General features: G+C 60.0%; 11 protein-coding genes and 1 pseudogene. 6 read left to right on the forward strand and 6 right to left on the reverse strand.

Translation table 11 applies throughout. The annotated features are described in order from the left end of the window. Positions 1–146: 146 nt before the first annotated feature. Positions 147–1,073, forward strand: coding sequence for a helix-turn-helix domain-containing protein (locus LOY28_RS14130; protein ID WP_019578879.1), 927 nt, complete (start codon positions 147–149; stop codon positions 1,071–1,073). Then, positions 1,070–1,522 (forward strand): YMGG-like glycine zipper-containing protein, encoded by a 453-nt coding sequence (locus LOY28_RS14135; RefSeq protein WP_064617823.1) that lies wholly within the window; start codon positions 1,070–1,072, stop codon positions 1,520–1,522. Before LOY28_RS14130 ends, LOY28_RS14135 begins: the two co-directional genes overlap by 4 nt. Here LOY28_RS14135 and LOY28_RS14140 read toward each other — a convergent pair. From LOY28_RS14140 to LOY28_RS14150, 3 genes are read right to left on the reverse strand one after another with little or no spacing between them, the layout of a single operon-like run. Next, positions 1,507–2,538 (reverse strand): DUF2955 domain-containing protein, encoded by a 1,032-nt coding sequence (locus tag LOY28_RS14140; protein WP_258614324.1) that lies wholly within the window; start codon positions 2,536–2,538, stop codon positions 1,507–1,509. The two genes, LOY28_RS14135 and LOY28_RS14140, sit on opposite strands and share 16 nt — an antisense overlap. Continuing rightward, positions 2,528–3,667, reverse strand: a complete 1,140-nt coding sequence (locus tag LOY28_RS14145; RefSeq protein ID WP_258614325.1) for an HlyD family secretion protein — start codon at positions 3,665–3,667, stop codon at positions 2,528–2,530. The genes LOY28_RS14140 and LOY28_RS14145 overlap by 11 nt, the downstream gene beginning before the upstream one ends. Then, on the reverse strand, positions 3,660–5,198 hold the full coding sequence (locus LOY28_RS14150; RefSeq protein ID WP_258614326.1) for an efflux transporter outer membrane subunit: 1,539 nt from the start codon (positions 5,196–5,198) through the stop codon (positions 3,660–3,662). The genes LOY28_RS14145 and LOY28_RS14150 overlap by 8 nt, the downstream gene beginning before the upstream one ends. A gap of 203 nt (positions 5,199–5,401) precedes the next feature. On the opposite strand from LOY28_RS14150, the gene LOY28_RS14155 reads away from it, so the two are divergent. Then, entirely contained in the window at positions 5,402–5,923 is a 522-nt protein-coding gene (locus LOY28_RS14155) for a transporter suffix domain-containing protein (RefSeq protein ID WP_018925858.1), read from the forward strand. A gap of 6 nt (positions 5,924–5,929) precedes the next feature. Here the strand turns inward: LOY28_RS14155 and LOY28_RS14160 are convergent, their stop codons facing one another. Continuing rightward, complete coding sequence (locus LOY28_RS14160; RefSeq protein WP_018925859.1) at positions 5,930–6,562, reverse strand: response regulator transcription factor; 633 nt, start codon at positions 6,560–6,562, stop codon at positions 5,930–5,932. A 33-nt stretch (positions 6,563–6,595) separates the two neighbouring features. Then, positions 6,596–7,957: a cache domain-containing protein gene (locus tag LOY28_RS14165; RefSeq protein ID WP_018925860.1), complete on the reverse strand. Its 1,362-nt coding sequence runs from the start codon at positions 7,955–7,957 to the stop codon at positions 6,596–6,598. Between the two features lie 242 nt (positions 7,958–8,199). On the opposite strand from LOY28_RS14165, the gene LOY28_RS14170 reads away from it, so the two are divergent. From LOY28_RS14170 to LOY28_RS14180, 3 genes are all read left to right on the forward strand, one after another. Further along, on the forward strand, positions 8,200–10,257 hold the full coding sequence (locus LOY28_RS14170) for a carbon starvation CstA family protein (RefSeq protein ID WP_258614327.1): 2,058 nt from the start codon (positions 8,200–8,202) through the stop codon (positions 10,255–10,257). A gap of 14 nt (positions 10,258–10,271) precedes the next feature. Beyond that, positions 10,272–10,469 carry a YbdD/YjiX family protein gene (locus LOY28_RS14175; RefSeq protein ID WP_007938220.1) on the forward strand — a complete coding sequence of 66 codons (198 nt, stop codon included), beginning with the start codon at positions 10,272–10,274 and terminating at the stop codon, positions 10,467–10,469. 323 nt (positions 10,470–10,792) lie between these two features. Further along, the gene (locus LOY28_RS14180) at positions 10,793–12,556 is read left to right on the forward strand and encodes a SulP family inorganic anion transporter (RefSeq protein ID WP_258614328.1); all 1,764 of its coding nucleotides are present in this window, start codon (positions 10,793–10,795) and stop codon (positions 12,554–12,556) included. A gap of 75 nt (positions 12,557–12,631) precedes the next feature. Here the strand turns inward: LOY28_RS14180 and LOY28_RS14185 are convergent. Next, a pseudogene (locus tag LOY28_RS14185) lies at positions 12,632–12,742 on the reverse strand (ornithine carbamoyltransferase); the annotation flags it as partial. Between the last annotated feature and the right edge of the window lie 144 nt (positions 12,743–12,886).

Consider the following 12,886-nt stretch of genomic DNA (forward strand, 5'->3'; position numbering starts at 1 on the left):
GTTTGAATTACGCCGGGGAAGGCGCCTTCATCCACCGGACACTTCCCCTGTGGCGCGTTGACGACTATCTTGGGTGAGCCGTGGCGTTCCATCTATCCACTTTAAGCAGCACCAAAACGCACCAAACGAGTGCGTAAGGTCACCCCATGACAGCGTGCAATCCGTTACAGGTTCAAGCCTTCAACACCGCCGACGTGGCCGAGCAGATCCGCGCCACACCGGGTTGGGTGCAGCACTATCAGCAGATGTCACCGGGGCATTTCGCCGGGCGGGTGCGCTATCTGGACTTGCAAGGCGTGGAGATTTACGAAGAGCAGATGAACACCCGGGTCGAGCAGAATTTCAGCGCCCCCGAAGGTTCACTGGCGTTCTGTTTCGATCGCAACGACAACTCGCTGTACATGTTGAACGGCGAGAGCCGCAACATCTGGATCACCCCGGAGAACTACCAGGAAATCGCCGTGGTGTTCGGGCCGCAATTCGTTCAACGGCATGGCCTGGACGTGGCGCGGCTCGAAGGCTTGTTCATGTCGCCGCTCAATTGCGGGCAGAACGCGCTGTTCAGCCGCTGGTTGAGCGGCACCTTGACGCGACTGGAGCAGACGCTGGATCCGCCGAGCAAAGAGGCATTGACCCAGCAGTTGCTGGAGGACTGTTTGTTCATCCTCGATAACGCTTGTGTGTGCCTGGATCGCGCAGGCTTGCAGCGTCGGGCCGAAGAGCGAACGATCATGAAGCGCGTCGCCGAATGGGCCGCCGATACCCCGGAAGAAACCCTCAACTTGCTGGAACTGTCCCAGGTGGCCGGGGTTTCGTTGCGTCAGTTGCAGCACGCGTTCAAGGCGTACACCGGGATGACGCCCTCGCATTGGTTGCGTTTGCGCCGGCTCAACAGTGCGCGCCGTGAGTTGCTCAGCCGAACGGCCAGCGACACGACAGTCGCGCAAGTGGCGATGCACTGGTCGTTCTGGCATTTGGGGCGGTTTTCCAGCAGTTATCGAGCGTTGTTCCAGGAGCTTCCCAGCCAGACGCTCGCCCGCCAACACAGTGGACCTTGTCGGAGGTCATCATGAGTCGGTTATCGTCTTTCAGTCTGTGTGTCGTAGTGTCGATGGCCTGTACGCAGGTCCAGGCCGAAACGGTTGTGCCGTTGAAAGGGCAGAGTTCGCAACAAACCCAGCTGGACATCAACGATTGCCGCAACGTCGCGGCGAGTCAGAGTTCCTCAACACCACCACCCTCGGGCGGGCGCTTGCGCGGTGCTGCGGTGGGTGCTGCTGCCGGGGCGGTGGGCGCTGAGGTCCGGGGGCGTCAGCATGACGAGTTTTACGAGGGGGTCGACGACGATGTGAAACAGGAATATCGGCAGAACCGGGCCGGGCAAACCGCAGCGGCGGGCGCAGTGGTTGGTGGCGCGCGCCAGCGTCAGGAGCGTCGGGCGCAGCAAAAGACCAACGCGTCGACCAGTTCAACCGCCTATACCAGCTGCCTGCAAGGGCGGGGTTATCAGGTAACGCCCTGAGCACCGGGCGTTCTCTGCCGCTGTTCAATCAGGTGAACCATCAGGTCGGCATAGAGCGTGAGGGCGATAAACAACCCCATGCGCACGGCGAAGGCGGTATAGACGTCTTTCCCGGCAAGACTGTCCTGAACCGATTGGCCAAGCAGAATGATCAGCGTGACCAGGGTGTTGAGCCAGAACCCCGGGGTTTGTCGAGTCGGACTCAGGGCATAGAGCTTGCGCGCCAACAGCAAGCCGAACAGCAGCATCCACAGAAAGAACATCCACAAGTGCACGAACAGGCTGAGCGCGCACCAGAACATAATGGCCAACAGCCCGCCCATCAAGGTCGAGCCGAGCAGTTCGCGACTGGCGTTGCGCGTCGTTACCGTCGAACTCTGCTGGCCCAGACTGACCGCTTTCAAAATGATCGGCAGATAGCTGGCCGGGTCGATCAGCGCCAACAAGAACGCTGGGATCACGATCAGGGTGGCACGCAGTGCTATCCTTGGCACTTCTTGCGCCGGCATAGCGCTGGCGGCAGGTGGCAAGGGTGCATTGGCCGGGTCGGGAAACAGCCAGTGACTGATCGCGACGACGATGACGGCGAGGAGCAAGGCCTTGACCAAGGCACCGATGACCATTATCGCCAGATCGAACTCGGCAACGCCGGCCGAGGAAATCATCGTCAGGCCGATGATCAGAAAGGTCACGACCAAGGTGTTGCCGCCGCGCAGCCCGAAACCAAAGGCCAGGAACAGACCGACACCGATCAGCAGCACGCCGCTGAGGGGGTAATAACGCAGGACCGGGATCAGTAACAGCCCGATGCCGGTGGTCAGCATCGCAACCACTGCCAGCATCACGCCTGCCTTGAATGGCAGGGGTTTGTTAAGCGTGGCCAACAGCAACACGCAAAGCACCGGCGCAATAAACGGAATCGGCAGTGCCAGGCCGAAGCTGATGGCCAGGCACAGCGCCGTGCCGACGGCCAGACGCGGCGCCCGTTGGAATCCGGGCGGGCGATCAGTAGGCATAAGACAACCAACTCATCAGCCAGAAAAACACGCGTCCCAAGGGATTCAGCGGATTATTCTGCGCAGGAAAGGCCATGACTTCGGCCTGGCCGCCGGCACGAATGGCGCGACTGTCACGCAGCACCTGCATCGCCTCGTCAGAAAATTCGATGATCACCGGGAAGCGTTGGGCCGGACGCAACCAGTCGCGACTGTTTTGCACACTGGGCAAGGTGCCCGGCGCCGGCGTCTGCCCCACGCTGACGCCGTAGCCAACGCTGCGCACCCGCCCCTCGAAGACCTCGCCCGGCAGCGCGTCCAGCACGATCGCCACCGGAGTTCCAGGCTTGACCCGCCCCAGGTTGTTCTCGGTCATGTCCGCACTGATCCACACATCGTGGATGGCAATCAAGGTCATGACCGGCGTGCCGACCGAGGCGAATTGCCCGACGTCGGTGCGCAGGTCAGTAATCAAACCCGCCGAGCGCGCGCGGACTTGGGTGTTGGCCATGTCGAGTTCGGCTTTTGATAACGCCGTGGCGGCGCTGCGTAACAGCGCGTTGTCTTCCTCGCTGCCGCCTTCCTGTTCCCGTGCTCGCTGGACTTCAGCACGGGCCGCGGCGACTTGGCTGACGGCCTGCTCACGGCTGGCCCGCGAAGCTTCCAGCAGGCGCACGGAAATGGTTCCGCGGTCTTGGCGGTACAGGCTTTCAAGGCGTTCGTTATCCTGCCGGGCCTTGAGTTCATTGGCCTGGGCCGCCCGCAACGAGGCTTGCGCGGAGGCAATGCCGGCAGTGCTGGCACCGATCTGCCGGCGGGTAGACTCAAGATCCGCGCGTGCGCGGTCGGCGGCTATCTGATAGGGCTGCTGATCGACTTCGAACAGCACATCGCCTGCCTTGACGTCCTGGTTGTTGCGCACATTCACGCGGATCACCTGACCGGCCACTTCAGCCGCCACCGGAATCACAAAGGCACCGACCCGAGCCTGTTGCGTATACGGCGTGAAACGGTCAGCCAACAGATACCAGGCCAGGCTCAGGACGATCAGCAGCATCACCCATTTGATGCCTTTTTTTGCCGGATCGGCAGCCGGTTCGGGCGCCTTGGAAGAGGGCGCTTCAGTGGCGGGCGGTGAGGGTTCACTCATCGGCTTTGACCTTGTCTGACGTGGAAGAGAGGGCTGGTGAAGGGGCTGGTTCATGCAGCAGGTTGCCCCAATCGGTGCGGTGTTCCATTTGTTGGCGAGTGCCTGGGTCGACGGTTGGCAGGGCGCTGTACCAGCCACCGCCGAGGGCTTTGTACAGGGCGATCAGGTTGCTCACGGCATTGCTGCGGCTGACCAGGTAATTGTCCTGTTGTTCGAGCAATGCGCGTTGGGCATCCAGCACCCGCTGGAAGTCCGAGTAGCCTTCGCGGTATTGGCTGTTGGCCAGGCTCAGCGAGCGCTTGGCGGCGACCTGCGCTTCGCTCAGGATGCGCTCGCGTTCCAGTGATTTGCTCAGGCCGCTGGCGGCATCATCGGCTTCGCGTGCAGCCTCGCGGACTTTGTCGCGATAAACCTCGATCAGCTGCTGCAACCGCGCATCCTGCACCCGCACGTTGTTGCTGATCTGACCGTGATCAAACAGGTTCCAGCGCAAACTGGGGCCGCCGATCAGGTCCAGGCTGTTGGAGGTGCCCTTCAGCGTGTCGGTCGACCAGACGATGCTGCCGAGCAAGGTCAGCGATGGATAGAAGTCGGTTTCTGCCACTCCGATCAGTGCCGATTGGGCGGCGACGTTGAGTTCGGCGGCGCGTACGTCCGGTCGACGCAACAGCAGGCTGGCGGGTACGTCTTGCAGCACGGCACGGTCTACCAGCGGAATCAGTCCCTGGTTTTCGAGCAATCGGGGCAGGGCGTTGGGCGGCTGTCCGATCAGTACGGCCAATGCGTTGCGGGTGCGCAGCACTTGCCCTTCAAGCTCGGGAATGCTGCTCAAGGTGCCGAGGTACTGGGTCTTGGCTTGTTGCAAATCGAGCTCGGCGCTCTGGCCGCTGTTGAACAGTTTCTCGGTGATTTCAAAGTTGCGCTTTTGCTGTTCGGCGTTTTCCCGGGCGACGCGTAAACGCGCTTCGGTGGTGCGCAATGAGAAGTAAGTGTCGGCCACTTGAGCACGCAGCAGTACCAGTACGTCTTCATAATTGGCTTGAGCCGCAAAGTAACTGGCATCTGACGACTCGATGGCCCGACTGAAACGTCCCCAGAAGTCCAGCTCCCAACCGACATCAAAACCCACGCTGTGTTGCCAGAAATGGCTGTCTTGCGGGTTGTTGCCGCCGTATTGCCGACGGTTGATGTACAAGCTCTCGGCACTGGCCTGCTGCAGTTGCGGATAGCGTCCGCTTTGGGCAATCCCCAACCGGGCACGGGCTTCCATGACGCGAAGGCCGGCAATTTTCAGGTTGGAATTGTGCGCATCCGCTTCGGCGATCAGCCCGTCGAGGACCGGGTCGGCGAACACTTGCCACCACTGGCGCACATCGGGATAGGCGCGTCTTTGGCTGGCCTGTTCAAGCGCAGGGCTGCTCCAGAGTTTTGTCCAGGCCTCGCCCGGGGCTTGAAAATCCGGCCCCAGACGCACGCAGCCGCCAAGAGCGAAGGCGCTCAGTAGAAGCAGCCGACCCAAGCGCGTCAGCATCGCAGCACTGCAAGTAGGTCACGGGAAAACGTCATCCTAGCGTCCCCAATATTGAATGCCCTGGCTGTGCGGGCTTGAACCGGTTCCGCTTAGGTTAGTACAGCCAAGACAAACACAAGGTCATGTTTGACAAACAGGGCACCGAGCAACTGCTACGCTTTTGAAAGTTATTCATTCGGGTGAATAAGAAGGGTACGAAGACCATGACCAGTCCCCAGGACGAGATTGCCCCCAGCTCCACCGGTTGGCGTTTCAAAGCAGGCATCGGGATTCTCAGTTTGACAGTGCTCGCCTGGCTGTTGGTGCCGCTCGCCGCCGCTGCGGATGTGCCCGGCCCAAAGATCGCGGCACTGACAGGCATTTTGTTTATCAGCAACAAGATTCTGCTGATCCTCGCCATCGCCGTCATGGGCAAGTCTGGTTTTCAGCAACTCAAGCGCAGCGTGTTTGGCTACGTTTCCACGCTCGCACCGACTGAACAGGAAGTAGGCCCGGCTCGCCATCGAGTTGGCCTGGTGATGTTTTGCCTGCCACTGATCTCATCATTTCTCGAACCTTACGTGGACACGCTGTGGCCGGGGCTGAGACCGAACCTCTGGCAGGTCCAGGCGCTGGGCGATGCCATGTTGGTCGGCAGCTTTTTCGTACTGGGCGGGAATTTCTGGGACAAGGTGCGTGCTTTGTTTATCCGCACGGCGCGTGTGGTCAACGTGAGTACGGTGTGAGTGCTTCTAACGAGAGATGATCCCGTGATCGATCGCGTATTTTACGAGGGCGGCGGGTTTGTCGATGTTGAGTTTGCGGCGGATGCTCAGGCGATGGGTTTCCACTGTGCGGACGCTGATGTCCAGCTCGCGAGCCATTTCCTTGTTGTTCAACCCCTGAGCCATTTTGTACAGCACCTGGCTCTCGCGTGGTGTCAGTTCGTTGTCGGTACTTTTATCGGCGATGAGCCGTTGGGCGATTTCGGCACTGTAGAACGTCCCACCACTGACAATGGCTTCGATGGCCGCAATGATTTCCCGTGAAGGCGCGTTCTTCAGTACATAGCCGCTGGCCCCCGAGCGAACCGATTCACTGACGTATTCGTAGTTGTCGTACATGCTCAGCACCAGCACCTTGAGCGACGGGTACTGGCTGCGCAACAGCCGGGTCAGCTCGAGCCCGTTGATATCCTTCAGGCTGATGTCGACCAGCAACAGATCCGGCTGACAGCGCCCGACCATCTCAATGGCATCGGCGCCATTCTCGGCTTCGCCCACCACTTCCAGCGGCGCCATGACCGCCAGCAGCGATTTGATGCCATCGCGGACCAGGGAGTGATCGTCGACCAGGGCGACGCGGATCGGGTAGGGCAGGTTCATCGCAGGCATTCACTCTAATTGTTATGGGGTGAGTCAGCGTTCTGTACCGGGTGGCTTCATCGGCAGCAGCACGTCCAGCTCACTTCTTCCCGGCATCGAGGTCAGGTCGAATCGACCGCCAAAATGCTCGACTCGCTCGCGGATATTACGCAGACCAATGCCGGCTTGGCGACGTTCGACCTGGGCGACATTGAAACCTATGCCGTCATCGATCACCGTCAACCGTACGGACTTTTCGCAGCCGTGCAGGGTAATGATGACGTGTTTTGCCTGGGCGTGGCGTTCGATGTTGGTCAGGCCTTCTTGCACAATGCGAAACAGCGAGGCGGCGGCGCCATCGGCCAGGTGACAGTCGAATTCGTTATCGTTGAAGGTTACAACAAGACCGCTGCGTTGCTCGAACTCGGCGGCGAGTTGACCGATCGCAGCTGGCAGGCCGAGGGTGTCGAGCAATGATGAGCGCAGGTCGTGGGAGAGGCTGCGAACCTCGCCGATCGCTTCCCCCAGGCGCTCGGTGGCGTCTCTTAAAATGCTCAAGCCTTTGTCTTGGCCATTCTCCAGTACATGGCTGGCCAGTTCGAACTGAAACTTGATAGAGACCAGCAACTGGCTGATACCGTCGTGCAGCTCTCGGGAAACCCGCGAACGCTCTTCCTCCTGCAGGCTGACGATACGTTGGGTCAGGCGCTGCAGCTTTTTGTCGGCCAGGCGATGTTCGCTGACGTTCAGCGTCATGCCGCTGGCGAACACAAATAGCACCGCTACAAGCGCCACCGCCGCAATCGCCAGCATGGTTGTGCGGATGCCCTGAGCCACCTCGGCACGCGCTTGTTGGGTGGCGCGTTCAACGTCTTCAAGGTAGATGCCGGTGCCGAGCATCCAGCCCCAACGATCGAGCATCACTACGTAGGCGAGCTTGTCGGTCACTTGGCCGGAAGAGGGTTTGTTCCAGGCGTAACGTTGAAAGCCTTCGCCGGATGCCGCGCTTTTGAGCAACGCCTGGATTACCGGCAGGCCGTGAGGGTCTTTCATGTCCCACAGGTATTGGCCCACCAGCTCTGACTGGCGTGCGTGCATCAGGCTGCGGCCTTCGCGGTCGTAGACGAAGAAGTAGCCATTGATGCCAAAACTGAGCTTGCGCAGTTCTTCCAGCACTTGTTGCTGTGCGTGTTCGTCACCACGGCCGTTGTCGTACAGCGGCGCGATCAGGCTTTGTGCCATTTCAACGTAGTTTTTCAGCTCTGCGCGCTTGCTGGCCAGAATGCTGTCTTCGATCAGTTGCGCCTGTTGATCACCCAATTGGCGGTTCAGGGAAATCACCAGCGCGCAGATGACCGCGATCGCCAACACCAGCGGCAGAATGCCGAGCGCGACGATTTTGTGTTTGAGCTGCATCTCTACTCCTGGCCAGACCGAGGGAGGGCGAAGGCCCGGCATCATATGCCAAAGATACGCGCCTCCAGTAGCAGTGCTGGACAGAATGACAAACCGTCTACGTAGAACTACGTAGACGCCACGTACGTAGTAACGCGGATTTATTTGTCGACAGCATGGGTGGATATTGGGCCCGCTCCGCAAAGCGGACACAATTATAATAATTACCGCCGCAGTCACTGACTGTCGGCAGGAGACACGCTATGCCCCGTCTGGCTAAACACCTCGCCTGGTTTGCCGTGGCTGTCTTGGGAGCGTTTGCGCTAAGTGTCGTGGCCCTGCGCCGCGGCGAAGCCATCAACGCCCTCTGGATCGTAGTCGCAGCCGTCGCTATTTATCTCGTCGCATACCGCTATTACAGCCTGTTCATCGCCACCAAGGTGATGCAGCTCGACCCCAATCGGGCCACTCCCGCCGTACTCAACAACGATGGTCTGGACTATGTGCCGACCAATAAACACGTACTCTTCGGTCATCACTTCGCAGCCATTGCCGGCGCGGGGCCGCTGGTCGGTCCGGTGTTGGCGGCGCAGATGGGCTATCTGCCCGGTACGCTGTGGCTGATTGCCGGCGTGGTGCTGGCCGGTGCGGTTCAGGACTTCATGGTCCTGTTCATGTCCACTCGCCGCAACGGCCGTTCCCTGGGCGACATGGTCCGTGAAGAAATGGGCCGCATCCCCGGGACCATCGCGCTGTTTGGCTGCTTCCTGATCATGATCATCATCCTCGCGGTGCTGGCGCTGATCGTGGTCAAGGCCCTGGCCGAGAGCCCGTGGGGCATTTTCACGGTGATGGCGACCATCCCGATCGCGATGTTCATGGGCATCTACATGCGCTACATCCGTCCGGGCCGTATTGGTGAAATCTCGGTGATCGGCGTGGCGTTGCTGCTCGGTTCGATCTGGCTGGGCGGGCAAATTGCTGCTGACCCGGTCTGGGCCAAAGCCTTTACCTTCACTGGACTGCAGATTACCTGGATGCTGATCGGCTACGGTTTCGTGGCGGCGGTGTTGCCGGTATGGCTGATTCTGGCGCCGCGTGATTACCTGTCCACGTTCCTCAAGATCGGCACCATCGTCGCCCTGGCGATCGGCATTCTGATCACCATGCCCGTGCTGAAAATGCCGGCATTGACCCAGTTCATCGACGGCACCGGGCCGGTGTGGAAGGGTGGGCTGTTCCCGTTCCTGTTCATCACCATTGCCTGTGGCGCAGTGTCCGGTTTCCACGCACTGATCGCTTCCGGCACCACGCCGAAGCTGCTCGCCAGCGAAGGCCATGCCCGTTACATCGGTTATGGCGGCATGCTGATGGAATCCTTCGTGGCGATCATGGCGATGGTGGCCGCTTCGGTGATCGAACCGGGTGTCTATTTCGCCATGAACAGCCCGGCGGCCCTTGTCGGCGCCGACGCTGTTTCGGTTGCACAGACAGTCAGCAGCTGGGGTTTCGCGATTACCCCGGAAGCGTTGCAAGCGGTGGCCAAGGACATCGGTGAAACCACCGTCCTGGCCCGTGCCGGCGGTGCGCCGACCCTGGCGGTCGGTATCGCGCAGATCCTGCACCACGTGCTGCCGGGTGAAAACACCATGGCGTTCTGGTACCACTTCGCGATCCTGTTTGAAGCGCTGTTCATCCTCACTGCGGTCGATGCCGGTACCCGTGCCGGGCGTTTCATGCTGCAGGACTTGCTCGGCTCCTTCGTGCCGGCGCTGAAACGCACCGAATCCTGGACCGCCAACCTGATCGCCACCGCCGGTTGCGTGGCGATGTGGGGTTACCTGCTGTACCAAGGCGTGATCGACCCGTTGGGCGGGATCAACACCTTGTGGCCACTGTTCGGTATCTCCAACCAGATGCTGGCCGGTATCGCGCTGATGTTGGCAACCGTTGTGCTGATCAAAATGAAACGCCAACGCTATGTGTGGGTGACCATGCTGCCAGCGGTATGGCTGCTGATCTGCACCACCACTGCAGGCTTCATCAAGCTGTTCGACGCCAACCCGGCGATCGGTTTCCTCGCGCTGGCCAAGAAATACAGCGATGCCCTGGCCAACGGTCAGGTGCTGGCGCCGGCCAAGAGCATTGAGCAGATGCAGCACGTGATCTACAACGCCTACACCAACGCGACGCTGACGGTGTTGTTCCTGCTCGTGGTGTTCAGCATCCTGTTCTTTGCGCTTAAAGTCGGCATTGCCGCCTGGGGCACCAAAGAACGTACGGATAAAGAAGCGCCATTCCATGCGCTGCCAGATGCTTGATCGAGGAGGGCAGCATGTTCAATGACCTGAGTCGCCTCGGTAAATACCTCGGTCAGGCCGCGCGCCTGATGGTCGGCATGCCCGACTACGACAACTACGTCGAGCATATGCAAACCGAACACCCGGACAAGCCGGTGATGAGCTACGAGATGTTCTTCCGCGAACGTCAGGAGGCTCGTTACGGCGGCAAGGCAGGGCCGAAGTGTTGCTGACCTGACAGCCAGGTTGATCCAAACCCTGTGGGAGATTCTATGTTGCAGGACAACCCTGCAACGGTCGATTCGGTTGGTATTCGCTCTGGTTTTTCATCAGGGCGAACGCCCCTCATGATCGCTGATCATGTTCTAGACTCACCGGGGGCCTGATGGAGTTAAACGTCAAGAGCAGAAGGACCGTCCACGCGATCTGGATAAAACGAATGAGCGGTCTGCAAGAGAAGGCAGGCGGTTATCGCGAGCCGGATTATCCGTTGCGGCGAATCCCCGAAAAATTCTGACGGATTGCCGAGCGAGTCTCCGCCAAGGGCTGCATTGCCATGAGTCATTCGGATATTGTGCCTCCCGTCCCGGAACCGGGGCGGATTGCGCACCGCAAGTCGAACGACGGCCAGACCCTCTGGGACCGCTGGCTCCCGGGACTGCGTACGTTGCGCGGATACCAAATGATTTGGTTGCGCCACGACCTCGTGGCCGGACTGGTGCTCACCACAATGCTGATACCCGTCGGCATCGCCTATGCGGTGGCATCGGGCGTACCCGGTATTTACGGGCTCTACGCAACGATCGTTCCATTACTCGCTTATGCGTTGTTCGGTCCCAGCCGGATTCTGGTGCTTGGGCCAGACTCTTCGCTGGCTGCTGTCATCCTGGCCGTCGTCTTGCCACTGTCCGGCGGCGATCCGCATCGCGCAATCGCCCTCGCGGGCATGATGGCGATCGTCTCGGGGGTGGTGTGCATCCTGGCTGGCATCGCGCGTCTGGGCTTCATTACTGAGCTGCTTTCCAAACCGATCCGCTACGGATACATGAACGGGATTGCGCTGGTGGTATTGATCAGTCAACTGCCAAAGTTTTTCGGTTTTTCGATCGAAACCGACGGGCCGCTGAGAAATGTATGGGAGATCGCTACAGCAGTGATGGCTGGGATAACCAACTGGGCCGCGTTCACGGTGGGCGCAAGTACTCTGTCGGTGATCCTGCTACTCAAGGGCAATAAACGCGTGCCGGGCATTCTGGTCGCAGTGGCAGGCGCGACCGTTGCCGTTGGTGTACTGGACCTTGCAGCTCGCGCCGGGGTGTCGGTCCTGGGATCGCTCCCACAGGGGCTGCCAGCATTCGCCATTCCCTGGATCACCAGGGCTGATATCGTCCCCGTCCTGATTGGTGGTTGTGCCGTCGCCCTCGTTTCGTTCGCCGACACCAGTGTGCTCTCTCGTGTCTATGCGGCGCGGACTCGTACTTATGTGGACCCGAACCAGGAAATGGTCGGGCTCGGCTTCGCCAATCTGACCGCCGGGCTTTTTCAGGGGTTTCCAATCAGCAGCAGTTCATCCCGGACACCCGTGGCCGAGGCCGCAGGCGCGAAAACCCAATTGACCGGTGTCGTCGGTGCGATCGCCGTTGCCTTATTGCTGATGGTGGCGCCGAACCTGTTGCAGAACCTGCCTACCAGCGCATTGGCGGCAGTGGTGATCGCATCCGCCATCGGCCTGATCGAAGTGACCGACCTGCGACGAATCTATCGCATCCAGCGCTGGGAATTCTGGCTGTCGATCGTCTGCACCATCGGTGTGGTCGTACTGGGCGCGATCGAGGGCATCGGCCTGGCCATCGTGATCGCCGTCATCGAGTTCCTATGGGATGGCTGGCGCCCGTACTCGGCGGTTCTGGGCAGCCCGGAAAAGATCCGGGGTTACCACGATATCAAGCGCTATCCCGACGCGCGCCTTATCCCAGGCCTGGTTTTGTTTCGCTGGGATGCGCCTTTGTTTTTCGCCAATGCCGAGCTGTTCAATGACCGGGTACTGGACGCCGTGGCAACATCGCCTTCGCCCGTGCGTTGGCTGGTTGTAGCGTCGGAACCGGTCACCAGCGTGGACGTAACTTCTGCCGATATGCTGGCTGAACTCGATGAAACCTTGCGTGGGGCGGGTATCAAGTTGTGCGTGGCCGAGATGAAGGATCCGGTCAAGGACAAGCTAAAGCGATTCGGGCTTTTCGCCAAGCTGGGCGAAACGGCGTTTTTTCCAACGATAGACGATGCGGTCGAAAGTTATCTCGTGATTTATCCAGTGGGTTAGCCCGCGCCAATGAGCTTCGCAGGCGGGATTTCCCGGGAAAGCAAAGCGCGCGTGGACGCTCGGATTTCACAGAACGAATGCCGGAAGGCAGTGCATGAACCGGGGGCGCGGGTTGCCGGTGGCTTTCATCAAGTCCGTGTTGACCTGGTACGGCAGCAGTTGCTTGATACGTTCGGCCCAGGCTTTACCAAGTGAGGTTCATCGTGCTGATCGAGAGGCGGACTACGGGAAATCGTTCCCGGCCATAAAGGACGGTTTGTAATCATTTCCAGAGAGTGCGGGGCATTGATTCGGGAGTTCAATCTCTCGACAAAAGACTCGGCACCATCA

This window comes from Pseudomonas sp. B21-017, assembly GCF_024749245.1.
Classification (GTDB): domain Bacteria; phylum Pseudomonadota; class Gammaproteobacteria; order Pseudomonadales; family Pseudomonadaceae; genus Aquipseudomonas.

Excerpts from the sequence above, each read along its gene's own strand:
- LOY28_RS14135 (WP_064617823.1), top strand. The coding sequence starts at position 1,070 with ATGAGTCGGTTATCGTCTTTCAGTCTGTGTGTCGTAGTGTCGATGGCC.
- LOY28_RS14155 (WP_018925858.1), top strand. The coding sequence starts at position 5,402 with ATGACCAGTCCCCAGGACGAGATTGCCCCCAGCTCCACCGGTTGGCGT.
- LOY28_RS14140 (WP_258614324.1), bottom strand. The coding sequence starts at position 2,538 with ATGCCTACTGATCGCCCGCCCGGATTCCAACGGGCGCCGCGTCTGGCC.
- LOY28_RS14150 (WP_258614326.1), bottom strand. The coding sequence starts at position 5,198 with ATGCTGACGCGCTTGGGTCGGCTGCTTCTACTGAGCGCCTTCGCTCTT.
- LOY28_RS14145 (WP_258614325.1), bottom strand. The coding sequence starts at position 3,667 with ATGAGTGAACCCTCACCGCCCGCCACTGAAGCGCCCTCTTCCAAGGCG.
- LOY28_RS14175 (WP_007938220.1), top strand. The coding sequence starts at position 10,272 with ATGTTCAATGACCTGAGTCGCCTCGGTAAATACCTCGGTCAGGCCGCG.
- LOY28_RS14170 (WP_258614327.1), top strand. The coding sequence starts at position 8,200 with ATGCCCCGTCTGGCTAAACACCTCGCCTGGTTTGCCGTGGCTGTCTTG.
- LOY28_RS14180 (WP_258614328.1), top strand. The coding sequence starts at position 10,793 with ATGAGTCATTCGGATATTGTGCCTCCCGTCCCGGAACCGGGGCGGATT.
- LOY28_RS14160 (WP_018925859.1), bottom strand. The coding sequence starts at position 6,562 with ATGAACCTGCCCTACCCGATCCGCGTCGCCCTGGTCGACGATCACTCC.
- LOY28_RS14165 (WP_018925860.1), bottom strand. The coding sequence starts at position 7,957 with ATGCAGCTCAAACACAAAATCGTCGCGCTCGGCATTCTGCCGCTGGTG.
- LOY28_RS14130 (WP_019578879.1), top strand. The coding sequence starts at position 147 with ATGACAGCGTGCAATCCGTTACAGGTTCAAGCCTTCAACACCGCCGAC.